The organism is Rothia sp. P4278 (assembly GCF_048512945.1).
GTDB lineage: Bacteria > Actinomycetota > Actinomycetes > Actinomycetales > Micrococcaceae > Rothia.
The window spans coordinates 82,430-107,805 of record NZ_JBLXXU010000002.1; the positions used below are offsets into that span (position 1 = coordinate 82,430).

The following is a 25,376-nucleotide window of genomic DNA, read 5'->3' on the forward strand; positions in this document are numbered from 1 at the left end:
CTTGAGGCGGCTGGTATACCTAGCGGACAGCTATTTTATTGAGCCTGTTCGTTCTCGTCCTCAGCGGGCTTCTCAACGACCAGGGTCTCGGTGGTCAGAACCAGCGCAGCAATGGAGGCTGCATTTTCTAGTGCTGAACGGGTTACCTTGACGGGGTCAATGACACCGCGAGCGATGAGATCCTCATACTCGCCGGTTGCGGCGTTAAAGCCGTGACCGATGGGCAACTCAGCGACGCGAGAGACAACGACGTAGCCATCCTGGCCTGCGTTCTCAGCAATCCAGCGTAGAGGCTGAACCAGGGCACGGCGCACAATGTCGATACCGACCTGGGCCTCCTGAGAGTCGAGCTTGACGCCATCCAGGGCAGCAAGCGCGTGAACCAGGGCGGTACCGCCACCGGCTACGATGCCCTCTTCAAGAGCTGCGCGAGTGGATGAAACAGCGTCCTCGATGCGGTGCTTGCGCTCCTTGGCTTCGACCTCAGTTGCCGCACCTACCTTAATAACGCCAACACCGCCGGCCAGCTTGGCCAGGCGCTCCTTGAGCTTTTCGCGGTCCCATTCGGAGTCCACGCGCTCAATTTCACTGCGAATCTGGGCGACGCGGTCAGCAACAGCCTCGGAGGTGCCACCGCCGTCAACGATGGTGGTGTTGTTCTTGGTAACTGTTACGCGTCGCGCTGAACCGAGCTGTTCCAGGGTGACAGCGTCCAGGGAGATACCCAGTTCACCGGTGATGACAGTAGCACCGGTCAGAACGGCAAGGTCCTGGAAGATTGCCTTACGGCGATCGCCAAAGCCAGGAGCTTTGAGGGCCACAACATCCAGGTTGCCGCGGAGCTTATTGACCACCAGGGTGGAGAGGGCTTCACCGTCCACGTCCTCGGCAATGATAGTCAGCGGCTTCTTGGCCTGAACAATCTTTTCCAGGACGGGCATAATCTCGGCAACGGTTGAGATCTTGCCCTGGTAGAGCAGAATAGCGGTGTTTTCCAAGACAGCTTCGGCACGCTCGGGGTCGGTCACGAAGGAGGGTGACAGGTAGCCCTTATCGAACTGCATGCCTTCGGTGACCTCAAGCTCAATCTCGGTGGTTGAGCCGTCTTCAATGGTGATAACGCCATCCTGGCCGACCTTAGAGAAAGCCTCGGACAGCAGTTGACCAATTTGAGGTGACTGGGCAGAGATAGCGGCAACGTGAGCCACTTCTTCGCCCTTAACTTCGCGGGCATTCGCCAGAAGGCGCTCAGCAACCAGCTTGGCTGCCTGCTCAATTCCCCGCTTAATCTCACCGGGGGCGGCACCAGCGGCAACGTTCCGCAAGCCTTCGGCAACCAGTGCCTGAGCCAGAACGGTTGCGGTGGTGGTGCCGTCACCAGCAACGTCGTTGGTGCGGGTTGCTACCTCTTTAGCCAGCTGAGCGCCGAGGTTCTCGTAGGGGTCCTCCAGCTCGATTTCGCGGGCAATGGAGACACCGTCGTTGGTGATGATGGGCGCGCCCCACTGCTTATCAAGAACCACGTTACGGCCGCGGGGGCCCAGGGTTACCTTGACAGCGTTGGCCAGTTTATCAACACCGGCCTGTAGGTGCTTACGCGCCTCATCGTTGAATTCAAGCTGTTTTGCCATGAATCCTTACTTCTTTCTTTGGGTACTAACGGGTGTGGTAGGTTCCGCTAGAACTTAGGAGACAACAGCCAGAACGTCGCGGGCTGAGAGGATCAGGTATTCAGCGCCACCGAACTTAACTTCGGTACCGCCGTACTTGGAGAAGATGACAAGGTCGCCTTCTGCTACATCTACGGGGATGCGGTTGCCCTTGTCGTCGATGCGGCCGGGGCCTACAGCGATAACCTTGGCTTCCTGGGGCTTTTCCTTGGCGGTGTCGGGAATAACCAGGCCGGATGCGGTGGTCTGCTCTGCTTCGACGATCTGGACGACAATGCGGTCTTCGAGGGGCTTGATGTTTGCCACGAGGTACTCCTTATGAGAAGGCTTAAAAATAGAAATTATGGGGTGACCGGTGCTGCAGCGCCCGGTGCTGGTATCGTCGCGGTCTTACCTACCGGGCATCTTTAGCACTGTAAGCGGTCAAGTGCTAACTAAAACTTTAGGCCGGTAATGGCTCAGGGGGCAAGATACGGCGCAGGTTTCGCACACAGCGCACCTTTTTGTGTGTTATAGACTACTTTCTGGTGATGTGGAGGTACCCGTGCTCAAACTGATTTTCTGGCCCGTTCTAGTTCCTACCGTCCTCTTTTCAATGGGGCTAGGTGCTATCGTTCCCATTCAGATTCTGGCAACGATCAGGCTCGGGGCTTCTCCCGCCTTAGCAAGCTCGTTAGTAGCGGTTGCAGGTGTCTTTGCTCTACTCTGTACCGTGCCAGTTGGCGGTACCATCGACAGGGTAGGCGACAAACGAGCCATGACCTACGCCACCACCAGCGCGGCTGTTTCTTTCCTCCTCAGCGCCCTCATCCTCATCTTTCCCTCTCCTTGGGCCCTGGGCCTCTACGTTCTGGCCTACCTCGCTCGGGTTCCCTCGCAGGTAGCCTGGGGCCTCGCCCGCCAATCAGTCCTTGCCGAAACCGTTGCCGAAAGTGACCGGGGCAAGGCCATGACTGCCCTGGGTGGTGCCCAACGCGCAGGCTCACTCGCTGGTCCTCTCGTCTCGTCCCTGCTTCTGCTCTGTTTACCGCTCTGGTCAGTTTTTCTCTTCGCCCTAACCGCTGTCGTCCTAGCCACACTATGCCTGCAACTTCGCAGACTCAACAGCGCCTTTGACAGCGCAACACAAGCCGCTCAATCCGCCCGTTCCGAGGAAAGCACCGAGCTAGCAGTGCGCTGGAAAGCCGTCTGGTGCGCGGGCCTGGCGGTAGTTGCCCTTTCGCTCTTCCGCGTTACCCAGCCCATTGTGGTTGCCCTGTGGGGCCTGCACATCGGCTGGTCCGACGCCCAGATCGCTCTAGCCATTGCTTTAGGCTCTGCTCTTGAGATGGTCCTGATGGTCCCCGGTGGCTACCTCAAAGACAGGGTAGGCCGCTCCGCTGTTCTAGCCCTCTGCCTTTCCTTCTTTGGTGCAGGCTTCATCGTTCCACCCTTAGCAACCAGCCATAGCGGGTTTATTGTGGGATTGATTCTCATGGCCATCGGAAACGGATTTGGTGCAGGCATCAACATGACCATCGGAGCCGACCTGAGCCCCAGCACCGGGCGTGCCCGCTTCCTCAGTAAGTGGGCCATGTTCTCGCAGGCGGCAGTAGTAGCTGGGCCTCTGGCTATCTCCGGAACGCTTCTGGTCTTCTCCTTACCTGCCGCCTGCACCCTCATCGGCGGACTCGGCCTTACCGGTGCGGTGTGGGCTCTCGCTAGCCAACCCATCACCAAACTCCCCACCGGCACTAGAATGGTAGGCAATGACTAGCCTGACCCCCGCCCCAGCCCACCCATTCACGCACGAACAGCTTGCCGCTATCGACGAGTTCACCCCCTACTCCACCGACCGCGCTCTAGCAGCAGCCAGCACCCTGCGCTCACGCGGCTTCAGCCCAGAAGACAGTTCAGCCATACTCACCCAGGCAAAGCTCCGCACCCAGGGAGCAGATAAGTTCGGGGATAAGGCCCACAGTATGCTCCTGACCGAAGCAGGCTACGAGCAGGCCACCCGGGCCGCCGTCGCTAAAGGTCACGCCCAACGTTTCAAGGACGCAGGGATCACCTCTGTAGCCGACTTAGGGTGCGGCATCGGCGCTGATTCCCTAGCCTTTGCTGCCGCAGGCCTTGCCATCACCGCCGTAGAACTAGACCCCACAACCGCCGCTTTCACAGCCCACAATCTTGCCCACTACCCCAACTCGCAGGTGCTCGTCGGCAATGTCGAAAACATTGACGTTCAGACCCTCACCACCGCAAACGGTCAAGCGATTCAAGCACTCTGGCTCGACCCGGCCCGCCGCGAAGTTGAGGATGGCGCAACCACCTCCCGACTCTTTGACCCCGAAGCCTTCTCCCCTCCCCTCTCCTTGATCGAAAAACTGGCGGCAACCGGCATCCCCATGGGCGTCAAAATGGGCCCGGGCCTACCCCACGAACACATTCCCGCCAACTGCGAAGCCGAATGGGTATCCCACGGTGGCTCCGTTGTAGAAGTAGTGCTCTGGTTCAACGCCCTGGCCCGCAAGAGGGTGCGTAGAGCAGCCAGCCTACTCTCCAAAAACCCACAAGAACCAGAACTTCTGGAAGACATCACCTCGGCTCTCGACTCCCCCGAAAGCACCGGCACCCACCAATACGAACCCACCATCGGTGAACTAGCCACCTACCTGGCTGAACCCGATGGAGCCGTAGTACGGTCCCACCTTGTCTCCGACCTAGCGCACAAACTGGGCGCCCACCTCATCGACGAGCGAATCGCCTACCTGACCACAGACACTCTAGAACCCACCGCGCTCGCCCAGTACTTTGAAGTCCGGCAGATACTTCCCCTGCATGAGAAAGCCCTCAAACGCTGGGTCAAGGAAAACGGCATCACCGCCCTTACCGTCAAAAAACGTGGGGTAGATATCGTTCCAGAACAGCTTCGAGCCAAGCTCCTCGCCGGTGCTAAAAAGAAAAAGGGGCAAGCTCGCAAGGAGGCAACCCTCATTCTCACCCGGCTGGGTCAGGGGCTGGATTCTCAGCGGCTTGCAATCTGGGCTGAACCTGTACAGGTGCCGCTGACCAAGGGCGGGAGATGACTCAAGTAGCCTTCTCCTCTGCCCGGTGCTATTGTCATCAACACCCTTAAAGGCCAGCCCCCAAGCCAGTTGATAAGATCAGCACCGGGAAAATACAAAGTAAGAAACACCCCCGACCCGCCCCCGTCACACGGTGACACCCCATTCATGGAGAGGGCCCACTGGCCCTAAGATAGAATCAGCGACAGCACCCGTCCCCAGGAGCACCACCATGCAGTTTGCATCCTCAGCCCAGTCCACCCTTGGCGTGGAATGGGAACTTGCCCTGGTTGACCCCGTTAGCCGTGAACTAGCGGGTAGGGCTGATGAGGTTCTGGCACTGATTCAAGAGCAAAACCCCGACCTACTAGTGCCGGGGCCGGGCGCGCACATTACCGGTGAATTCCTCAATAACACGGTTGAAGTTGTGACCGGCATCTGCCGCACCCCCGCAGAAGCTGCCGACCAGCTGGCCCAAGCAACAGCAAAACTCAAGGAAATTACCGACCGGCTCGGACTAGCCTTTTTCTCCGCAGGAACCCACCCTTTCTCTCAGGCTTTAGAACAGGTGGTAGTGGGCAAAGAACGCTACCTGCGGGTGCTTGACCGCTCCCAATACTGGGGCCGCCGCCAAATCATCTACGGGGTACACGTCCACACCGGTGTAGATTCCCGAGCCAAAGCTCTACCCGTCCTCAACGGGCTTACCAACTTTTACCCCCACCTCCTAGCGCTCTCAGCCAGCTCCCCCTTTTGGGAGGGTGAAGACACCGGCTTCGCCTCCCAGCGATCCCAAATTTTCCAGCAGCTCCCTACCTCAGGCCTACCTTTTACCTTTGAGAGCTGGGAAAACTATGAAGACTACCTAGAAGATCTCGTTGCCACCGGCGTGATTGATGACCCCAGCGAGAACAGGTGGGATGTCCGCCCGGTACCCAAGTACGGCACCGTTGAGATGCGGGCCTACGACGGGCTGGCCTCCATTGCCGATATCACCGCGCTCACCGCTTTTACCCAGTGCCTGGTCGAGTGGTTCTCCCGTCAGATTGAAGCAGGTAGGCGCATTGAGCCGCTCAAGCCCTGGCACCACCAGGAAAACAAGTGGCGGGCAGCCCGATACGGCACCGATGCCGTAGTTATTGTGGATAACGCCAATGCAGAACGCCCCATCACCGAGGACGTCCTGGGCCTGCTCAACAAGCTAGAGGGCATAGCCGCTGATCTGGGTTGTCAGGCTGAGCTGGCCGATATTGAGCGTATCTGCCGTGAGGGAGCTGGCTATCAGCGTCAGCGCCGAGTAGCGCACGAGAACCGGGGCGACCTGCGCGCGGTGGTCGATGACCTGGTAGCTCAGGCTACCGAAGGACTCTAGGCCCCTGCACCCTAGAGGGAAATAGTGGTAACAGGTAGCGAAGAATCAGCGGTGAAATCAAGACCGGAGGGCGCACGCCCTTCCGATACCAGCCGGGCACCCAGAGCCGCGACCATGGCCCCGTTATCCGTGCACAGGCTCAGCTGAGGGATCACCAGCTTAACCCCGTTCTCTGCACAACGCTGGGCAATCAGCGAGCGCAGGCGTGAGTTCGCCGCTACACCGCCACCCAGAAGCAGGGTATCAATCCCACGTTCGGTACAAGCTAGCATGGCCTTGCCAGTGATCACATCGACCACCGCTTCCTGGAAACTGGCGGCAATATCGGCCACGGGCACTTCTTGACCGCGAGCTTCAAAGCCTTCCACCACGCGGGCCACAGCGGTTTTGAGGCCGGAGAAGGAGAAGTCGTAGCGGTGGGGTCCGGGCTCTTGGGCTGTTCCCATAAATTTGCGGGTGGATAGGCCGCGGGGGAAGGCAAAGGCGGTGCCATCGCCACCGGCGGCGGCCCGGTCAATGGCAGGCCCGCCGGGGTAGGGCAGCCCCATCAGCCGGGCTACCTTGTCGTAGGCTTCACCGGCGGCATCATCGAGGGTCGCCCCCAGCAGTTCTACATCGCCGGTGATATCCCGGACCGCCAGAATCTCGGTATGACCACCGGAAACGAGCAGTGCACCTAACCCGCTGGGGGGTAGACCGTCCAGAAAGTCGGCGGTGTGACCTTCAATGCCGCAGTCATCGAGCAGGCCAACTCCCACGTGGGCTACCAGGTGGTTAATACCGTAGAGGGGCTTGCCTGTAGCGGTGGCCAGAGCTTTAGCCGCTGAGACACCCACCATCAGGGCACCGGCAAGGCCAGGGCCTGCCGTCACGGCGATAGCGTCAATCTCGTCCAGGGTCACCCCGGCTTCATCCAGGGCTGCGCGCAGGGCCGGAATCATGGCGTCTAGGTGGGCGCGGGAGGCAATCTCAGGGATCACACCACCAAAGCGGACGTGCTCGTTCATAGACGAAGACACGGTGTTGGTCAGCAGGGTCTGGCCGCTCACGATACCGATGCCGGTTTCGTCGCAGGATGATTCAATGCCAAGGACAAGGGGCTGGTCTGTCATGGTTAGTCTTCTTTGCTGAGGTTTCTAAGGGCCGGGATGAGGCCTGGCCGGGTGCGGGGCTAGGCGGAGGCCGGACTATCTGCGGGGTCTGCTTCGATCGCAGGCGGGAGCTCTTTGCTCATAATTAGAGCATGGACCCCGTCGCGGTAGTAGCGGCGGCGCGTATGAATGTGCTGGTAGCCGTTGCGTCGGTAGAGGTCCTGGGCGCGGGGGTTATCGGCTCGTACTTCGAGCATGATTTTTTCGGCTCCTCGGGCGCTGGCTTCCCTGGCCAGGTAGTCCAGCATGGCCCGCCCGTATCCGAGCCCTTGGTAGGCTGGTAGCACGGCGATGGTCTGCACATCGGCGGTGTCGGCTACGCTCATGCACCCGGCGTAGCCAATGACCTGGGCAGGGCCGGTATCACTGGCCGGAGCTTCAAGCAGGATGTAGGCCCGGCTGGGGTGGGTGATTTCAGCCAGAAACATATCCAGGGGCCAGGCATCGGCGGGGAAAAGCGCAAGCTCTAGGGTGTGAACGGCAGGGACGTCGTGCAGGGTCATGGGCCGGGCGGTAACTCCGCCCGCTAGACCGGTGGGCAGGGCAGCTAGACTCATGAGCCCAGCGCCTTCTTGCGAGCAAGAGGAACCTTGGCATCGGATTCACGCAGGTAGAGCGCAGAGGTGTCCTGGCTCAGGTTCTCCACTCCTAAGCGGCAGGCGGCAGCAAGTAAGCTAGGGGCATCGGGCTGGAGGCTTTCAAAGCCCTCCTGGCTCTCAAGGGCCTGAGGGTAGAGGCCAGCACCAAAACCGTAGGAAGGTAAGTGGGGAGCCTGCGAAGCAGAGCCCACGGTGGGACCATCCAGCAGGGTATAGCCGGTGCCGGTCAGCTCGTAGACGGCGGTGTAGACCTCACGGCGGCGGGCGTCGCTAGCAACCAAGAACTTCTGGTGCCCCCGGGCGCGGGCGGTATCCGCAGCAGCTTCTGCCAGAGCCTGCAAGCTCATCAGGCCATAGAGGGGCTTATCCCAGGCAAAAGCCAGCGTGCGGGCCGTAACGATACCGGCGCGCAAACCAGTGAAGGGGCCGGGGCCGGTACCTGTGATCAGGGCATCCAGGTCTCTTCCCCGGTAGCCAGCTTCAGCCAGAACCTGCTCCACGAAGGGCGACATGACCTCAGCGTGTGAGCGGGTATCGGTGGTAGCCCGGTGAGCCAGGACGGTCAGGGTACCGCCCTGATAGGAGCCCAGGGCTACAGAGGCGGTTGCAGATGAATCAAGAGCGAGTAAAAGCACTCCCCTAGTCTAGCCCCACTGAGGTGAGGGTGTCTGTGAGCTGCTTCCAGGTGGCCTCCCAGCGGAGCCCGGTCCCCAGCAGACGAAGGCGGCGCGGTTCGGGGTGCCCGTCCTCATCCTCGCGCTCCGTTTCTTGGCCGGGGGCGTAGAGCTGGTAGGGGTCGGTCTCTGCCAGGTCTGCCCCGGTGACCCGTGAAAACTCTAGGTCCAGCAGGTTCTCGCTCAGGTGCTCTGCCTTATCTCTGCCCCACTCAATAACGGTCACGGAGGTATCTAGGGAGTATTCCAGGTCCAGGTCATCGAGTTCTTCGGCTGAGGCCAGTCGGTAGGCATCCACATGCACCAGGTCGGGCCCGCCGGGGCGGGGTCCATTGGGCAGGTTGGGGTGGACGCGTGAGAGCACAAAGGTGGGTGAGATGACGCCTTGGCGTACTCCTAGGCCCTCACCGAGCGAGCGGGTAAAGGTGGTTTTACCTGCGCCTAGCTCGCCGGTCAGAATGAGCACATCGCCGGCGTGGAGGTAGGGGGCTAGAGCTAGAGCCAGCGCACGGGTATGTTCGGGACCGGTGATTTCAAGGTCAAGCAGGAGGGGCTTACTCATGGTTACTTTCGTAGGCTTGCGGGGTCTTATTTCTGGGGCGCGGTCCGCCATGAACCGCCAATGCTCACCCGCTGGATACGAGGGGAGATGCGGGTGACAATTTCGTAGTTGATGGTTCCGGCAGCCTGGGCCCACTCAATGACAGCAGGATTCTGCCCGGTACCAAAAAGGACGGCGGGAGCGCCCAGGTAGCCTGCGGCGGGGTCTGCGAGGCCGGGAGCGCCCAAATCTACTACCATCTGGTCCATGGCAATTCGTCCGACTTCCCGGTAGGTGCGGGCGGCCTGACCGGCAGGGTAGATACGTACCGGACCACCGGTGGCGACCCGAGGCACACCGTCTGCGTAACCCACCGGTATGAGGGCCAGGGTGGTGGGTTGATCGGTGATGTAGTTCAGCCCGTAGGAGACGCCCTGACCGGCAGGCACTTCTTTGACTACGTTAATGAAGGTTTGTAAGTGCATGACCGGTTTGAGGCCCAGATCTTCGGGGCTGTGACCGTCCAGAGGCGAGAGGCCGTAAAGGCCCAGCCCAACGCGTACAGCATCTCGAAGCAGGCTGCCGGGGTTTTCCTTCTCAGGGGCGGTAAGCGTTGCTGGGGTATTAGCCAGGTGACGGAGCCGGGGTTCAAGCCCCGCGGCCTGCACAATCGCAAGGGCCCGGTCAAAGGCTTCCGACTGGTCGGCGGTTTCAGGGCGCTGAGGCTCGTCGGCAACCGCTAGGTGCGAAAAGAGTCCGTAGACGCTAATAAGCCCGGCTTTTTCAAGCTCCCTGGCATAGCCTGCCAGCGCAGGTAGCTCCTGCAGGGTGACGCCGTTACGCCCCAGCCCCGTATCCACTTTAAGGTGAACAGGCACGGGCTGTTCTTGGCCTCTGGCGCGGTGGGCCAGGGCAATTTTTTCCAGCTCCCAGCGGCTAGAGACTCCGAGCTGGATTCCGTCGGCCAGAGCCTGTTCAAAGTTCGTTCGGGGGGTGTGGAGCCAGGCAATGAGCGGCGCATCAATTCCCGCCTGCCTCAGGGCGTGGGCTTCTTTAAGGTGAACCACTCCCAGGTAGTCGGCACCGGCGGCCAAGGCTGAGCGGGAAACATCCACTGCACCGTGCCCATAGGCATCAGCCTTAATCACGGCAATGAGGTCGCGGTCCCCGATGATTTCTTTGATACGGCGCACGTTGTGTTCCACCGCATCCAGGTCAATGATGGCTAGGCGTTCAGCATCACCGGGCGCGTCGGTGGGTACATAGCCGTACTGGCGGTAGGCGCTTTCAAGGGTCATGCTTTGCTCCTGCTCTGAGCCAAGGTGTGAGGGTTTATATTCCTACCATAAACCACGCAGGCCGCCAGCGTCCGGTGGGTGGCAGATCTGAGGGCTGGGCCATCGGTGCGGGTGAGTGCTCAGGTACAGTAGGTAGGGTGGCACAGCAACCCTCAGATTCTCTGCATCTGCATGTCTTTTCCATGCATACCTCCCCCCTAGCCCAGCCTGGCAGGGGGGATGCCGGTGGTATGAATGTTTATATTGACCGTTCTCTGCGAGCGCTCTTAGCTCTTGACCCCGCGCTCACAGTGGAGGTCTTTACACTACGTACCGATGGTGGCCCCTCTGGCACAGATACTCTAGGTGAGCGGGCGCAGGTTCACAGTCTGGTTCTTCCCCGTGCGGTTGGTCTTGCCAAGGCTGATCTTCCGGCTTTTATCCCCGATTTTGCTCGTGCAGTACGTGAAAAAGCTACCCGTGAGCCCAGTGTTCTTCACGGCCACTATTGGCTTTCTGGGCTGGCCGCGCGTGAGGCTTACCCTCATATACCCCTGGTTCAGACCATGCACACCACCGCCGCGGCTAAAAATGCCCGGCTGGGTGAGGGCGAGTCTACCGAACCTGCCGAGCGGTGGGAGGGCGAGAAGCAACTAGTAGAAGAAGCCGCGACGCTGGTGGTCAATACCAAGTTTGAGGCTGACCAGATGCGCCGCTACTATGGTGCAACCGATGACAGGCTCTGCGTGATTAACCCCGGTGTCGATACTTCTATTTTCTACCCGTCTACTCGGGTATCAGCCTTGAACACCGGGAGCGACACCACCGCTCATCTGGTCTTTGCTGGCCGCCCCCAGCCCCTCAAAGGCCCTCATCTCTTGGTGGAAGCTCTTGCCCTTCTCCCTGAGGATTTGCAGGTCAGTCTCGATATTATGGGCAGGTCGGGAGGCACCTACGAGCAGGACTTACTGGAGCGAGCGCAGCAGCTGGGTCTGGGCCAGGCTGTCACGCTTGGCTCTTCGGTGTCAGCGGTTGAGCTGGCTGATGTCTTCCGCAGGGCCGATATCGTTGCCTGCCCTTCGTCCTCTGAGACCTTTGGTCTGGTGGCCCTTGAAGCTCAGGCTTGCGGAACTGCGGTAATCGCCAGCAAAGTAGACGGACTAGTAGAGGCTGTCGCCGATGGTCTTACAGGTATCCTGGTTACCGAGCGAACCCCTCACGCCTGGGCGCAGGCGATAGAATCATTGGTGCGGAACCCCGATTTCCGCCTGGGCTTAGGGGCAGCGGGCGCAGCGCGGGCAGGCCGCATGACCTGGGAGCAGACAGCCCGCGCCCTTGACCGCATCTACCGTCAGCTTTCACTAGCACAACCCTAAGGATTCACCGTGGCATTTAACATGAGTCGCTCAGAGTTTTCCGCCTACCTGAACCAGGCTCGCATTACCGGGCAGGTCGCAACTCCGCGCGAAAACAACCTGTCCCATTTCCAGGGTTTTGTGGATGGCAACGAGCACCTGGACTTCGGAGTCAGCTGGACGCGCGATTGGACCTACCAGGACGTCTTTGCGCTGATGGCCCGCCGGGTAGGCACCAGCCCAGACCCCGCCCATACTGAGGGCCAGGACACCATCAGCGCAGAGCTCTGCATTGACGCGCTCACCGTCTATGCCCGTATCTTTGGGCAGGCCGTTAGAGAGAAGCAGTCTATTCTTTTTGCGACAGGTCACCCCGCTGGCCTTTTCCCCATCTATGTTGCTATGGCTCAGGCGGCACGCGCTCACGGTGCAACAGTCCTGGGTATTGATGAAGGCGATTCTTTCCTTGACGGGGATATCCGCCAAATCTTTGATGTGGTTATGTTCCAGCAGTACGGCAATCTACAGCACACCCATTTTCCCGGCCCCATGCAGTTGGCTTTGACCCAGTTGGAAAAGCTGGGGACCCTCCCCCAGCTCGTTGTAGCCGATCACGGTATGGCTGGCTATGCGGCATCGGCAGGTCTACCCACTATTGGTATCGCCGACTGCAACGATCCTGGCCTGTTTGTCTCTGCCGAGCAAGGGCAGATCCTGGTAGCTGTACCTATGGATGACAATGTCCTTCCGCATCTTTATGAACCGGTCATTGACTTCATCTTGAGCACTGCCGGTCTGGACCGATAAATTGCCTGCCATGTGCTGAAACTCCCTAAAAATTTCTTCCGGGCTGTCTTAGACTATAAAAAAGGAAAATCCGAGAACCTGTGGGGGATATCATCTGCTTCTCACCGAGAAGCTGTGAGGGTTCTGCCTCTTTGAGCGATCCCCTTATTAGTTCATCCTGATAGTATTAAGAATCCAGTCGCACAGGCTTGTACCACCGCTCGCACCGGGTACAGCCAACACTTTAGGGGATATCGCAATAGTGAATGATCAGCGCATCGAGGCACGGTGGGAAGAAACCAGAAACCGCCGTACCTGGCATCCAAAAATTCGAATCGCCCTTTATCTAGCAGATATTGTGGCTATTTCAATCACCTTTGCCATAGCACATGTCGCAAGTTTTGGTTTTGCTAATTCCGGGGTTATGGGGCGTAAGGAACTGCCCTGGGGCTATATTGCAACCGGCGTAGTGTTTGGGATTATCTGGTTTCTTGCCCTGTCTGTGGCCAATAGCCGCAACATCCGTTACCTGGGCCAGGGCAACGACGAATATCGCTTAGTGACAAAGGCTACCAGCTATTTCTTTGCACTCATTGCGATTTTTTCTTACCTGACCAAAATAGATTTTGCCCGCACCTACGTTATCTTGGCCTATCCTATTGGCCTCTTACTTCTTCTCTGTGCCCGGTGGAGCGTCCGTCGCTGGCTGGTTCATTGGCGCAACCGGGGTAGGGCCTTGTCCCGAGTCATGATTATTGGGGATGTCGCCTCTGGCAATCACCTCCTCAAGACCTTAGAAGGCGCAAGAACCTCAGGCTTAAGTCCTGTTGCGGCCTACCTTCCACGCCTGAGTCCAGGGACCCGTTTAGATGACGAGAACCTACCTGTTCTTGGCTATTCGCCCGACCCTGCAGAGGTCTTACAGGTGGTGCGTGACAATAATATCCATGCCGTAGCAGTATCAACCGGGCACGGCCTGAACCCTACCGAGCTTAGGCGACTGGGCTGGGCTCTAGCGGCCGCTCATGTCGCGCTCATTATGGCTCCGGCCCTGACCGATATAGCAGGCCCCCGTATCCATACCCAGCCGCTGAACGGGGTTCCGCTCATCCACGTCCACACTCCCAGGATCGACGGGGCAAAGGCAATTGTTAAAAGGAGTATTGACGTTTTTGCTTCGGCTTTCGGCTTGATTGTCTTAGCCCCTCTGCTTGTCTCCATTGCCCTGCTCGTGAAGTCCGACGGCGGACCGATTTTCTTCCTGCAGGAGCGCGTGGGCATCAAGGGAACCAGCTTTCACATGATTAAGTTCCGTTCTATGGTTCCCAATGCTGAAGAGCTCAAAGATCAACTCATCGATAAGAACGAGGGTAACGGTGTGCTCTTTAAGATGGCCGATGACCCCCGCATCACCAAGATCGGTAAGTTCATTCGCAAGTACTCTATCGATGAGCTCCCCCAGCTCTGGAACGTGCTCATCGGCGATATGTCGCTGGTCGGTCCTCGCCCACCGCTGCCCGCTGAGGTTGAGCAGTATGAGGAGGACGCCTACCGTCGGCTACTGGTTAAGCCAGGTATCACGGGTCTGTGGCAGGTTTCTGGCCGTTCTAACCTCTCCTGGGAAGAGTCCATTCGGCTTGATCTCTACTACGTTGAGAACTGGTCTGTTATTGGTGACTTCGTGATTCTATTCCGCACCGTCCGAGCTGTTTTTGCCAAGGAGGGCGCATACTAGAAGCCCTGTTCTCTGGTCTGAACCAAGGCGCCCCGTGCATTTCTGCTACGGGGCGCATCTTTTTTTCTGTTTTATGCGGGATGTGAGGCTAGGGTTTGGGCCACTGCACCGGGTATGTGTTCAGCCACCAGGGTAGGCGGTAGCGGGCCTGGCATACCGGCTGGGTGTACATGTTCGGCGGCTTTTCCGTGGATTAGGACAGCGGCGGCGGCCAGCAGTGCGTAGTCTTTTGATTTCCGGGCCTCAGCGGGTGTCTCTGCCTGGTAGCGGGCTAGGAGCGCGCCCAGAATGCCGGCGAGGGTGTCTCCGCTACCGGCAGTTGCCAGCCAGGGGCTGTTGCCCGTGACGGTGTAGGTCTGCCCCGATGGTTCACTGATGGTTGTTGAACCGCCTTTGAGCAGTACTGTGACGCCGAGAGCGCCAGCAAGAATTCTGGCGTAGCGGGCTGGTTCGTTCTCAATCTCATGGCGGCTAGGTACTTCAGTAAGCTCCGGGAGCAGCTGGGGTTTAAGGGTAGCTAGCCAGGTCAAGGCATCGGTGGCTTCACCTGCATGCGGGGTGATGATGTGGTGGGCGGCCAGTTCTAGACCGTCAACTGCAACCAGTTGGCTTGCGAGTGCTACCGCACCGGCATCAATAACCCCGGGTTCTCTGGCCTGCAGGATCTGCCGTAGCTGGTTTTCGCGGTCTTGACCGCTGATACCGCTGCCCAGCGCCCAGGCATCGACCCGGGTCTTCTCCGGTGTGCTGGTTACTGTGCAAACGGCTTCTGGAACGGACAGGTGCATCAGGAGGTTGAGGGAGGAAGTTCCCAGGAATCTGACCATACCTGCACCGGTATTAACTGCGGCACGGGCCGACATGAGCGCCGCACCGGGGTAGCTATCGCTTCCGGTGAGTAGCCCCAGCACACCTCTGGTGTACTTGTGTGAGGTGCCTGTAGGGGCGGTAAGCACCTGTGCGCATTGCTCAAGAGTCAGCGGCTGAGGTCCATGAGTCATAGCTTACTTTCTTACTACTACTGTGATGTGCTGGGTGGTAGGATTCCGCGGGGCGAGGGGTCGTGTTCAGCTAGATAGGCCATTTCTTCTGAGCTGAGCCGTTCTGCCATGACAGTAGCGGTCGCTACGGGTTCATCGTGGCTGATGGTCAGGTGCAGACGGTTAATTCCCAGCTCATGTGCTCTTTGGGCCACGGTTCCTTGGATGGTGAGATAGGGCGCACCGTTGGTGTCGTTCTCAACCCAGCAGTGGTGCCAGACCAGTCCGGCAGGCGCTCCGAGAGCTTTGGCTGTAGCTTCTTTTGCCGCAAAGCGGGCAGCTAGGGAACGGACTGGTTTGCCGCGTTCTGAAGGCACAAAGAGGCGCTCTTTCAGGCCCGGTGTTCGTTTGAGGAGCTCAGCAAAACGGTCAATGTTCACTACATCGACGCCGGTTCCCATAATCATGCCTGTACCTTCCAGGTAGGTGTTTATAATCCTTGCCCCATTCTAGTCGTGGTTTGAGTGGGGAAATAGAAGCCCCCGTATCCTTGCGAGGATACGGGGGCGTATAAACAACCTAGCGAGAGCCTTTACTCAACTGTCACCGACTTGGCCAGGTTACGAGGCTGGTCAACGTCGTAGCCCTTTGCGTGGGCTACCGAGCATGCAAAGATCTGCAGCGGAACGGTAGAGAGCAGGGGCTGAAGCAGGCTGGGTGCGGAGGGGATGCGGATGATGTGATCAGCGTGCTCCTCAACAGCGGTGTCGCCCTCTTCTGCGATAACGATGGTCACCGCGCCGCGAGCGCGCACTTCCTGGATGTTAGAAACAACCTTGGAGTGCAGTGAATCGCGGCCGCTAGGTGAAGGAACAATCACGAAGATCGGCTGGCCTTCTTCAACCAGGGCGATGGGGCCGTGCTTGAGCTCACCAGCGGCGAAGCCTTCGGCGTGTAGGTAGGCGATTTCCTTGAGCTTGAGTGCACCTTCGAGCGCTACGGGGAAGCCCACGTGGCGGCCCAGGAAGAGAACCGACTTGGCGTCCTTCATGGACTTGCCAAGGTCCTTGACCTGGTCTTCTGCGTCGATGACAGCCTGAATCTTTTCGGGCATCTTCTGCAGTTCTTCAAGGATTGAGCGGATTTCGTCCTTGAACATGTTGCCACGTAGCTGAGCCAGGTAGAGGCCCAGCAGGTAGGCTGCAGCGATCTGTGACAGGAAGGCTTTGGTGGATGCAACAGCGATTTCGGGGCCTGCGTGGGTGTACAGAGCGGCGTCTGATTCACGGGGCAGGGTCGAGCCATTGGTGTTGCAGATGGAGACAACCTTAGCTCCCTGTTCCTGGGCGTGGCGGACGGCCATGAGAGTGTCCATGGTTTCGCCGGACTGTGACAGAGCCACAACCAGGGTTTTCTCGTCAACAATCGGGTCACGGTAGCGGAACTCGTGAGCGAGTTCTACCTCGGTGGGGATACGACACCAGTGCTCGATGGCGTAACGGGCGACCTGGCCTGCGTAAGCGGCGGTTCCACATGCGACCACGATAATTTTGTTGATGCTTCGCAGGGTTACATCGTCAATCTTGAGTTCATCGAGGGTGAGGTTGCCCTTTTCGTCCAGACGGCCAAGCAGGGTGTCGCGGACAGCTGCAGGCTGCTCGTGGATTTCCTTCTCCATGAAGGAAGAGAAGCCGCCCTTTTCAACAGCGGCGGTGTCCCATTCAATGGCAAATTCTTTACCCTCAGCGGGGAAGCCCTCAAAGTCGATGATGGAGTATTCGCCACCGGTGATGGTAACGATCTGGTCCTGCCCCATTTCGACTGCACGCTTGGTGTAGTCGATGAAACCTGAAACGTCTGAGCCCAGGAAGTTTTCGTTATCCCCCAGGCCAATAACCAGGGGTGAGTTGCGGCGGGTTGCCACAACGCGATCCGGAAAATCAACGTGGATAGCCAGAATGGTGAAGGCACCTTCCAGGCGGTTGGATGCCCGGCGCACGGCCTCTGTCAGGTCTTTGTTTTCCAGTTTGTTGTAAATGCTGGCGATGAGGTTAGCGGCGATTTCAGTGTCAGTCTGCGACTTGAATTCCACGCCTTCTGCCAGCAGCTCAGCGCGAAGCTCAGCGAAGTTTTCGATAATACCGTTGTGAACGACTGCTAGCCGCCCATTGTCAACAACATGGGGATGCGCGTTGGTGTCGGTGGGGCCGCCGTGGGTTGCCCAACGGGTATGGCCGATACCGATCGTGGTTGAGGGAAGGGGGCTTGCCGCTACCTCAGCCTCCAGGTTAACCAGTTTGCCTGACTTTTTACGGAATTCAATTCCGTCTTCGCCGATGAGTGCTACACCGGCCGAGTCATAGCCACGGTATTCCTGGCGACGCAAGCCTTCAAGAACTACGTCGTACGCGCTATGGTCAAATTTCTTACCGTCTGCGGCAGTGCCCAGACTTACATATCCTACGATTCCACACATACTCTCATACTACATTGCCTATCACGCGCCTCTGATGATTTACTGACTGATCACTACGACACAGTTTGACCTTATAAACGCCGAGGTTACCGCGCTGTCATATTCAGTTAGGTAGAGGCTGTGGCCGTAGACTATAGAGAATGAGCAACCCACCTCTCTACCTCAGGCACTCTCCCTTTATTGAGCTGGACCGGGAAACCTGGTCTCGGTTAGCGAGCGAAATTGAGGTTCCCCTGAGTGAAGACGAGTTAGAACAGCTTCAGGGGCTTGGGGAAACAATTGACCTGGACGAGGTCAGCCAGGTCTATCTCCCTATCTCCAGGTTGCTCAACCTCTACGTCAATGCAGCAGCCAGTACTAACCATATGACCAATGATTTTCTGGGTATTCGGGGTCAAAAGGTTCCTTTTATTATTGGTGTGGCTGGCTCTGTAGCTGTTGGTAAGTCAACTACCGCCCGTGTACTGCAGGAGCTCCTCCGCAGGTGGCCCTCAACCCCCAACGTCCAGCTTGTGACCACCGATGGTTTCCTCTACCCCAACGCTGAGTTAGAGCGGCGCGGGCTGATGGGCAGAAAGGGATTTCCCGAATCCTATGACCGGCGGGCTCTCCTGCGCTTCGTCTCGGACGTCAAATCAGGCTCCCCCTCAGTGACAGCGCCTAAGTATTCGCACCTGTACTACGACATTATTCCCGGGGAGCATATTGAGGTTACCAGCCCCGATGTACTCATCGTTGAGGGCCTGAACGTGCTAGCTCCTGCCAAGCTGGGGGCCCATGAAAGCTCGGCTCTGAGCCTGGCTGATTTCTTTGACTTCTCCATCTATGTGGATGCCCGGACCAGCGATATCGAGTCCTGGTACGTACAAAGGTTCCTTAAACTCCAGCGTTCTGCCTTTACCAACCCGGAATCCTACTTCAAGCGGTACGCCAACCTTTCTGAGGAGGCCGCGCGTGAGCTTGCTTTAAGTATTTGGCGTTCTATCAATGAGCCCAATCTTCGAGAGAATGTCCGACCAACGCGGGGCCGGGCACAACTTATTCTCAAAAAATCACATGACCATAAAATTCGTCGCGTACTCCTGAGAAAGAACTGACGTGCAAGAGCTAAGACACACCCCGCTTGCTATCGCGGGAATCATCACCATGGCCTTAACAGCTTGCTCTTCTACAGGAGAGGACACTGTAAAGTTTTCGCCTACTCAAGGAGAGGAGGTCTCTGCCCAAGCCACTTCTTTAGCGTCAGCAACATCTGCTGAAGCATCAGCCGGTATTTCAGTCAGCCCGGCTTCAGAGCAGGCCAGCACCAGCCCGGCTAAAGCTACCCCCCAGGGGTCAGAGCCAGCTCAGCCTGGGCCCACCTACTTTGCGGACACTTCAAGAGCTTCTTCACTGAATGTGGTGGTCAACAAGCAGAACCCTCTCAACCCCTCAACTTACGCACCAGCCGATCTGCAACCCATCGGTGGTGTCTATCTGCGGGCCCAAGCCAGCCAGGCGGCCCAAAAAATGTTCGCTGATGCGGCAGCAGCCGGTGCACCGATGACTGCACTCAGTGGCTACCGCTCTTATGAGACCCAGCAGGCAACCTACGCAGGCTGGGTCGCCCAGTACGGCCGGGAAGGGGCCGATGTTGCCTCCGCCCGCCCAGGTTACTCGGAACACCAAACCGGTCTTGCCCTTGATATTGGTAGTGGCAGTGACTGCGATCTTCAGCCCTGCTTCAGGGACACCGCCACGGCTCTCTGGGCAGCTGAGCACGCCCACGAGTACGGCTTTATTGTTCGCTACCCCTGGATGGAACACGAAAACACCGGCTATTGGTACGAGTCTTGGCACCTGCGCTACATCGGAAAAGAGCAAGCCAAAGCCTACAAAGAATCAGGGGCGAAAACTCTCGAAGAGTTCTACGGACTACCGGCAGCACCCTCCTACTAGCTTTCAGCCACCACTCGGGTTTTCCACACCTACCTCTCACGGTAGGTTTTAGCCCTAGTGTGAGTAAGTGCACTAGTCCGATATCCGAAATGGTGGCTTTTTGTGTGTTCACTTGCCCTTTAAGGCGCTAGTGTTGGACTTATGCTTAGTGGATTTAAAGATTTCATCACCCGCGGTAACGTCATCGACCTGGCAGTTGGTCTGATTATTGGCACCGCCTTCACCGCCGTTATCACTGCCCTGGTTGAGTCGGTTCTTATGCCGGCTATCGCCGCTCTTGTCGGCACTCAGAGCTTTGACCAGTTCCTGGCTTTCGGGGACATCAAGGTCGGCGTTTTCCTGACCGCAGTTGTTAACTTCCTGCTCGTCGCAGCAGCTGTTTACTTCTGCATCGTAACACCCATCAACAAGCTCAACGAACGTCGCGCTGCCAAGCTCGGCCTCGAAGAAGAAGCTGAAGAAGAGGATCCCCAGGTTGCTCTTCTCAAGGAGATCCGTGACGCCCTGAGCGCCAAGTAATCTCATATAAAACTCCTATAAATCACCAGGGCCCCGGTAGCACAAGCTACCGGGGCCCTACTTTTTCTCTCCCACCTTCATCAGCTATCGGTCCCAGTCGATAGAAAGGCCTTAAGTCCCTCCGCAAAGAGAGACAAAGCTAGCTCTGGCACAAGGCCAATGATTCCCTACCCCCCTTGCGCCTAACAGGAGCTATCTCCCCCCCCCCTGCAGAGAAGCCACAAAATTCCTGCAAAGAGAAGGCGGGCCTCCCCTAGTGGGGAGACCCGCTGTAAGTCTTTAGGCCCGAACGCGCTCTACAGAGCTAACTCACGAGAGACCACATCGGCAAGAGCCTGAGCAGTGGCATCGGCGACTTCCTGAGTCTGGGCCTCAACCATGACGCGCACCAGAGGCTCTGTGCCCGAGGCCCGAAGCAGTACACGGCCACTATCACCAAGTTCAGCTTCTGCCTGTGCAATAGCTTCCTGGAGGGGCTGGCAGGTAGCAACGCCGGAACGGTCAACACCCTTGACGTTGATGAGCTTCTGGGGGGTTGCTTGCATACGGTTAGCCAACTCGGAGAGAGGCAGACCTGTTCGGGCAACCTCAGCGGCAAGATGCAAACCGGTGAGAACACCATCGCCGGTCGTGGCATGATCGCTCATAATCACGTGACCTGACTGTTCACCCCCCAGGTTGTAGCCGTGCTTGTTCATGGCTTCAAGAACATAGCGATCCCCCACCTTGGTACGCACAAGCTTGATGTCATGATCCCTGAGGAAATGCTCCAAGCCCAAAGAACTCATGACGGTTGCGACCAGGGTATCGTCTTTGAGCCTTCCTGCTTCTTTCATGGAAAGAGCAAGAATGGCCATAATCTGATCACCATCTACCAGGTTGCCCTGCTCGTCTACCGCCATACAGCGGTCAGCATCACCGTCATGGGCAATGCCCAGGTCAGCGCTGTGCTTAACAACGGCTTCTTGCAGGAGCTCGGGGTGAGTAGAACCCACACCGTCATTGATGTTGTTGCCATCGGGCTCGGCGCCAATAAGGAAGACTTTGGCGCCCAGGGCGTGGAAAGCGTCTGGGGAAACACCTGAGGAAGCGCCATTGGCGCAGTCCAAAACCACTTTGAGGCCGTTGAGACGGCGGTGTTCTGGCATGGTCGACATCAGGTGTGTCACGTAGCGGTCTTCGCCGTCTGTTAACAGACGAACTCGCCCAACATCACCGTGAGTGGGGTAACGGAAGTCTTTGGAACGGTAGAGAGCCTCAATGGCGTTCTCAATCTCATCATCCAGTTTCTTACCGCCCCGGGCCAAAAACTTAATGCCGTTGTCTTCTGCGGCGTTGTGCGACGCGGAAATCATGACACCAAAGTCTGCGCCGGTGCTTGCTACCAGGTAGGCAGCTGCAGGCGTGGGTACCATACCCGCGTCAAGGACATCAACGCCAGAAGCCGCGAAACCAGCGGTCATAGCTGCACCAATAAACTCACCGGAAATACGGGAGTCATGAGCGATGACAGCCTTGGGGCGAGTACCTTCTTCAACCGTATTGAACCCTAGGACGATGGACGCGGCCTGCGCTAGCTCCATAGCAAGCGCAGGAGTGATGAGATCGTTAGCGAGGCCGCGAACACCGTCGGTTCCGAATAATCTAGTCATTACAGACTATTCTACGCTCTCAGAGCTACTTTTCTTCACGCAGGACGGGGAAACCCTCTGGATTTTCGATGCTATCGTCGTCATCCTCCAGAACGTCCGAGCCCTTACCAACAATCAAGGAGTCTGTGGCCCCGACCAGGGCGTGGTCCTTATTGGGGTACTCAAACTGGCTGAGCACATGGCGCATAGCTTCTAGGCGAGCACGCTTCTTGTCGTTTGATTTGACCACGGTCCAGGGAGCATCACCGGTGTCAGTGTAGAAGAACATGGCTTCCTTGGCTGCGGTGTAGTCGTCCCACTTATCCAGCGATGCTAGGTCGGTAGGTGAAAGCTTCCACTGGCGCACAGGGTCGGTACGTCGTGAATTGAAACGGGCCAGCTGCTCTGCACGGGTGACAGAGAACCAGAACTTGATGAGCCTAACTCCGGAGTTCACCAGCATACGTTCTAGCTCAGGAACCTCACGCATGAACTCGTAGTACTGCTGGGAGGTGCAGTAGCCCATGACGCGCTCAACACCGGCACGGTTGTACCAAGAACGGTCCATGAGCACGATCTCGCCGCCTGAAGGAAGGTGCTGGATATAACGCTGAAAGTACCACTGGGTCTGCTCTATATCGGTGGGCTTCTCCAGGGCCACAACACGAGCGCCACGGGGATTAAGATGCTCCATAAAGCGTTTGATGGCGCCACCCTTGCCTGCGGCATCGCGGCCCTCAAAGATAATGAGTACCTTCTGGCCGGTTTCTTTAATCCATAGCTGCAGTTTGAGAAGCTCAATCTGCAAGGCACGCTTCTCTTTTTCGTACTCTTTACGTCCCAGTTTCTTTTCGTAGGGGTAGCCTACCTTCCAGGCATCAGAGAGGCTCTCCTCTCCCCCCTTGAGTTTCTTGGTCAATGATGCAATCTCATCGAGCTCTGCACTGTAGTCTTCAACGACAGAGACCCGACGAGTTGTTTTAGCCAGGGCGGCCTTGACAGCTTGTTTCTTAGTGTCCTCAGGTCTGCCGGCGTGGGCCTCTTTGCCCTCAGTAACCGGGGGTGTAGTCTGTGTGTCCTCTTCCGCTGCGGCTTTTTTGTCTGGTGTGGGGTTCTGACCGGTTGCACGCGCGTCATTAGCAGATGCCATGGGCATCCTTTCTCTCGGTGTAGTTTCCACCACTATCTTAGAACGCCTCTGGGAGTAAACCCACTGTTACAGAACTTTTGACCCTAACCGGGAGCAAAGCTCTCTTACTAGGCTGACCAGGAAATACAAAAGTGCCCCCTCCCAAAAAGGGAGAGGGCACTTCTCAAACAGCTGAGGCTGAAAGGATTCCAGTAAAGCTTAACGCTTGGAGAACTGTGAAGCCTTACGTGCCTTCTTAAGACCAGCCTTCTTACGCTCGATAACACGAGCGTCGCGGGTCAGGAAGCCTGCCTTCTTGAGGGCGGGGCGGTTGTTCTCGGTATCAATCTCGTTCAGTGCACGAGCAACGCCAAGACGCAGTGCGCCGGCCTGGCCGGAGGGTCCGCCACCTGAGATACGGGCGAAGACGTCGTAAGCGCCTTCAAGCTCAAGAAGCTTGAAAGGATCGTTTACTTCCTGCTGGTGCAGTTTGTTGGGGAAGTAGTTGTCAAGCTCGCGACCGTTAACGGTCCACTTGCCGGTACCGGGTACCAGGCGAACGCGAGCAACAGCTTCCTTACGGCGACCAACAGCCTGACCACCAACGGTCAGTGCGGGGCGGGCAGCCTTCTCAGCTACAGGAGCTGAGGATTCGGAAGTGTAGCTAGTGAGCTCTTCTTCGGTGGTGTACTCTTCGTTCTGAGCCACGATGTCTCCTTTAATAGTTCTTTCGTAGGCCCGAATTACTGGGCAACCTGGTTGAATTCGTAGGTCTTGGGCTGCTGAGCTGCGTGGGGGTGCTCAGAACCAGCGTAAACCTTGAGGTTCTTGAGCTGCTGTGCAGCCAGCTTGTTCTTGGGGAGCATGCCCTTGACGGCCTTCTCTACGGCGCGAACAGGGTTGGTTTCCAGCAGTTCAGCGTAGTTGACGGACTTGAGACCACCGGGGTAGCCCGAGTGGCGGTAGGCACGCTTCTGCTCAAGCTTTGCACCGGTCAGTGCAACCTTTTCTGCGTTGATGATGATGACAGAGTCACCCATGTCAACGTGAGGTGCGAAGGTGGGCTTGTGCTTGCCGCGCAGCAGGATTGCGGTCTGGCTTGCGAGACGGCCGAGAACAACGTCAGAGGCATCAATGATGTGCCACTGGCGGTTGTTATCGCCTGACTTCGGAGTGTAAGTGCGCAAAATTTCGCCTTTTCTCGTTTCGGGTAGCGCTAGTTGGGTATCGCGCTAGATTACTGTGAGTGCGTGGGGCAGGGTTCGGGTGAGGGCCAAACACAACTGCCTACCAAGCTCCTAAGACCACTTATTCCCCGTTATTGTCCTGCAACTAGACCGAAGAACAGGGTACGAAATTAGGGCGGTATACGCACAACGTATGAAACTATACCCAATCTTCTAGCTTTAAGCCAGAGCTAAGCTCCCTTAAATAGGCTTGTTTGACTGACCTCACCTTTAAATCACACGAATGTTATTTAAAGAGTTCTTAGATTCCTTGCCCTATTGGCCTGCCTGGCGTATCCGGAGGCTTCTGGGTAGCTAATCCGTGCCAGAGCTAAGCCTCGTGGGGCGGCCAGACGAACCTGAGAATCACGTACCGGCGTGCTGATGCGGCTCTGCAACCAGGCCATATCGCGGGCACCCTCCCCTACCATGACCAAAGAAGCTATCAGGGTTCTGACCATATTGTGACAAAAAGCATCTGCCCTGATAGTTGCCTCGATGAGGCCGTCTTCTCTGCGTTCAAAGCTCAGTTCCCGAAGCTCGCGAATTGTTGTGGAACCGGCCCTGGGCTTGCAGAAAGAAAGGAAGTCCTTAAGGCCCAGCAGTTCTTCTGCTGCCCTGTTCATTAGCTGCAGGTCAAGCCCAGCATTAACCTGCCAGGCAAGGTGCCTGTTGAGCGGATTACTACCCCGTTCCTCCTGGTGATCTTCAATCAGGTAACGGTAGGACCGCTCTAGGGCAGAAAAGCGGGCATCGAAGTCGGCAGGCACCTCACGGCACTCTGTCACAGTGATTGCTTTCTGGAGATAGCCCTGCAAGCGGGTGGGTAGCCCGAGCTCAGCCTCTGCATCGGCCAGCGCCCGGCTCAAGGCCCCCCGCAGTTTACGGCCTAGTGCCTTACCGGGGTCAAGATTTAGGTTCTTACCCGGCATTCTTTCCCAGGCAGAACGCGAGACGTCGAAGTGCACTACCTGGTGCAGGGCGTGGACACCGGCGTCGGTTCTACCAGCCACAGTAGTGTATATGGGCACCCGAAAAATGAGGGCAAGCGCTTCTTCCAGGACACCCTGTACAGTAATCAACCCGGGCTGTTTAGCCCAACCTGCAAAGGGGCCACCGTCATAGGAAAAATCTATCCGCACGCGCACCGTGGAGTCAGCGGTCTCTTCCTCACCCGCAGATAGCACAGCGCCCAGGGGGTGTTCAGTCATGTCTTTCCTTCCCAGCGTCCTGCATGTATTTCTTCCACTGTAGCGGCAAACAGAACCTT

24 protein-coding genes are annotated in these 25,376 nt (G+C 57.6%); 9 read left to right on the plus strand and 15 right to left on the minus strand.

Features of this window, described 5'->3' with window-relative positions; translation table 11 throughout:
- Positions 1-35 precede the first annotated feature (35 nt).
- The gene (gene groL, locus ACN085_RS04445) at positions 36-1,631 is read right to left on the minus strand and encodes a chaperonin GroEL (RefSeq protein ID WP_419099347.1); all 1,596 of its coding nucleotides are present in this window, start codon (positions 1,629-1,631) and stop codon (positions 36-38) included.
- A gap of 54 nt (positions 1,632-1,685) precedes the next feature.
- Positions 1,686-1,976 carry a co-chaperone GroES gene (gene groES / locus ACN085_RS04450; protein ID WP_419099346.1) on the minus strand — a complete coding sequence of 97 codons (291 nt, stop codon included), beginning with the start codon at positions 1,974-1,976 and terminating at the stop codon, positions 1,686-1,688.
- A 238-nt stretch (positions 1,977-2,214) separates the two neighbouring features.
- Here groES and ACN085_RS04455 point away from each other — a divergent pair, with 238 nt between their 5' ends.
- The 3 genes from ACN085_RS04455 (at position 2,215) to ACN085_RS04465 (ending at position 6,089) form a co-directional block, all read left to right on the plus strand.
- Positions 2,215-3,426 carry an MFS transporter gene (locus ACN085_RS04455; protein ID WP_419110751.1) on the plus strand — a complete coding sequence of 404 codons (1,212 nt, stop codon included), beginning with the start codon at positions 2,215-2,217 and terminating at the stop codon, positions 3,424-3,426.
- Entirely contained in the window at positions 3,419-4,738 is a 1,320-nt protein-coding gene (locus ACN085_RS04460; protein WP_419110752.1) for a THUMP-like domain-containing protein, read from the plus strand. Before ACN085_RS04455 ends, ACN085_RS04460 begins: the two co-directional genes overlap by 8 nt.
- Before the next feature lie 211 nt (positions 4,739-4,949).
- Positions 4,950-6,089, plus strand: a complete 1,140-nt coding sequence (locus tag ACN085_RS04465; protein WP_419099343.1) for a glutamate--cysteine ligase — start codon at positions 4,950-4,952, stop codon at positions 6,087-6,089.
- Between the two features lie 11 nt (positions 6,090-6,100).
- Here ACN085_RS04465 and tsaD read toward each other — a convergent pair whose 3' ends face one another.
- From tsaD to alr, 5 genes are read right to left on the minus strand one after another with little or no spacing between them, the layout of a single operon-like run.
- A complete protein-coding gene (gene tsaD, locus ACN085_RS04470) occupies positions 6,101-7,201 on the minus strand; it encodes a tRNA (adenosine(37)-N6)-threonylcarbamoyltransferase complex transferase subunit TsaD (RefSeq protein ID WP_419110753.1) in 1,101 nt (366 codons plus the stop codon).
- Positions 7,202-7,260: 59 nt separating this feature from the next.
- The gene (gene rimI / locus ACN085_RS04475; RefSeq protein ID WP_419110754.1) at positions 7,261-7,797 is read right to left on the minus strand and encodes a ribosomal protein S18-alanine N-acetyltransferase; all 537 of its coding nucleotides are present in this window, start codon (positions 7,795-7,797) and stop codon (positions 7,261-7,263) included.
- Entirely contained in the window at positions 7,794-8,474 is a 681-nt protein-coding gene (gene tsaB, locus ACN085_RS04480) for a tRNA (adenosine(37)-N6)-threonylcarbamoyltransferase complex dimerization subunit type 1 TsaB (RefSeq protein ID WP_419104931.1), read from the minus strand. Before tsaB ends, rimI begins: the two co-directional genes overlap by 4 nt.
- A gap of 4 nt (positions 8,475-8,478) precedes the next feature.
- Complete coding sequence (gene tsaE / locus ACN085_RS04485) at positions 8,479-9,075, minus strand: tRNA (adenosine(37)-N6)-threonylcarbamoyltransferase complex ATPase subunit type 1 TsaE (RefSeq protein ID WP_419099339.1); 597 nt, start codon at positions 9,073-9,075, stop codon at positions 8,479-8,481.
- A 26-nt stretch (positions 9,076-9,101) separates the two neighbouring features.
- Positions 9,102-10,352 (minus strand): alanine racemase, encoded by a 1,251-nt coding sequence (gene alr / locus ACN085_RS04490; RefSeq protein ID WP_419110755.1) that lies wholly within the window; start codon positions 10,350-10,352, stop codon positions 9,102-9,104.
- A gap of 137 nt (positions 10,353-10,489) precedes the next feature.
- Here alr and ACN085_RS04495 point away from each other — a divergent pair, with 137 nt between their 5' ends.
- The 3 genes from ACN085_RS04495 (at position 10,490) to ACN085_RS04505 (ending at position 14,207) form a co-directional block, all read left to right on the plus strand.
- A complete protein-coding gene (locus ACN085_RS04495; protein WP_419110756.1) occupies positions 10,490-11,707 on the plus strand; it encodes a glycosyltransferase in 1,218 nt (405 codons plus the stop codon).
- 9 nt (positions 11,708-11,716) lie between these two features.
- Positions 11,717-12,493: a phosphatase gene (locus ACN085_RS04500; protein WP_419110757.1), complete on the plus strand. Its 777-nt coding sequence runs from the start codon at positions 11,717-11,719 to the stop codon at positions 12,491-12,493.
- A gap of 241 nt (positions 12,494-12,734) precedes the next feature.
- Entirely contained in the window at positions 12,735-14,207 is a 1,473-nt protein-coding gene (locus tag ACN085_RS04505) for a sugar transferase (RefSeq protein WP_419099335.1), read from the plus strand.
- A gap of 71 nt (positions 14,208-14,278) precedes the next feature.
- Here the strand turns inward: ACN085_RS04505 and ACN085_RS04510 are convergent, their stop codons facing one another.
- The 3 genes from ACN085_RS04510 to glmS form a co-directional block, all read right to left on the minus strand.
- Positions 14,279-15,208 (minus strand): ADP-dependent NAD(P)H-hydrate dehydratase, encoded by a 930-nt coding sequence (locus ACN085_RS04510; RefSeq protein ID WP_419110758.1) that lies wholly within the window; start codon positions 15,206-15,208, stop codon positions 14,279-14,281.
- 17 nt (positions 15,209-15,225) lie between these two features.
- Positions 15,226-15,654 (minus strand): holo-ACP synthase, encoded by a 429-nt coding sequence (locus tag ACN085_RS04515; protein ID WP_419110759.1) that lies wholly within the window; start codon positions 15,652-15,654, stop codon positions 15,226-15,228.
- A gap of 125 nt (positions 15,655-15,779) precedes the next feature.
- Complete coding sequence (gene glmS, locus ACN085_RS04520; RefSeq protein WP_419110760.1) at positions 15,780-17,663, minus strand: glutamine--fructose-6-phosphate transaminase (isomerizing); 1,884 nt, start codon at positions 17,661-17,663, stop codon at positions 15,780-15,782.
- 140 nt (positions 17,664-17,803) lie between these two features.
- On the opposite strand from glmS, the gene coaA reads away from it, so the two are divergent.
- The 3 genes from coaA to mscL all read left to right on the plus strand — a co-directional run bounded on the left by coaA (position 17,804) and on the right by mscL (position 20,120).
- On the plus strand, positions 17,804-18,760 hold the full coding sequence (coaA, locus tag ACN085_RS04525; RefSeq protein ID WP_419104936.1) for a type I pantothenate kinase: 957 nt from the start codon (positions 17,804-17,806) through the stop codon (positions 18,758-18,760).
- Between the two features lies 1 nt (position 18,761).
- Positions 18,762-19,601, plus strand: a complete 840-nt coding sequence (locus ACN085_RS04530; RefSeq protein WP_419110761.1) for a M15 family metallopeptidase — start codon at positions 18,762-18,764, stop codon at positions 19,599-19,601.
- A gap of 141 nt (positions 19,602-19,742) precedes the next feature.
- Positions 19,743-20,120, plus strand: coding sequence for a large conductance mechanosensitive channel protein MscL (gene mscL, locus ACN085_RS04535; RefSeq protein WP_419110762.1), 378 nt, complete (start codon positions 19,743-19,745; stop codon positions 20,118-20,120).
- Between the two features lie 296 nt (positions 20,121-20,416).
- Here the strand turns inward: mscL and glmM are convergent, their stop codons facing one another.
- The 5 genes from glmM to truA form a co-directional block, all read right to left on the minus strand.
- On the minus strand, positions 20,417-21,772 hold the full coding sequence (gene glmM / locus ACN085_RS04540; protein WP_419099328.1) for a phosphoglucosamine mutase: 1,356 nt from the start codon (positions 21,770-21,772) through the stop codon (positions 20,417-20,419).
- Positions 21,773-21,797: 25 nt separating this feature from the next.
- Positions 21,798-22,907: a polyphosphate kinase 2 gene (gene ppk2 / locus ACN085_RS04545; RefSeq protein WP_419110763.1), complete on the minus strand. Its 1,110-nt coding sequence runs from the start codon at positions 22,905-22,907 to the stop codon at positions 21,798-21,800.
- Positions 22,908-23,099: 192 nt separating this feature from the next.
- Positions 23,100-23,588 (minus strand): 30S ribosomal protein S9, encoded by a 489-nt coding sequence (gene rpsI, locus ACN085_RS04550; protein ID WP_419110764.1) that lies wholly within the window; start codon positions 23,586-23,588, stop codon positions 23,100-23,102.
- Between the two features lie 35 nt (positions 23,589-23,623).
- Complete coding sequence (rplM, locus tag ACN085_RS04555) at positions 23,624-24,067, minus strand: 50S ribosomal protein L13 (protein WP_419099326.1); 444 nt, start codon at positions 24,065-24,067, stop codon at positions 23,624-23,626.
- Positions 24,068-24,357: 290 nt separating this feature from the next.
- Positions 24,358-25,317 carry a tRNA pseudouridine(38-40) synthase TruA gene (truA, locus tag ACN085_RS04560; protein WP_419110766.1) on the minus strand — a complete coding sequence of 320 codons (960 nt, stop codon included), beginning with the start codon at positions 25,315-25,317 and terminating at the stop codon, positions 24,358-24,360.
- Between the last annotated feature and the right edge of the window lie 59 nt (positions 25,318-25,376).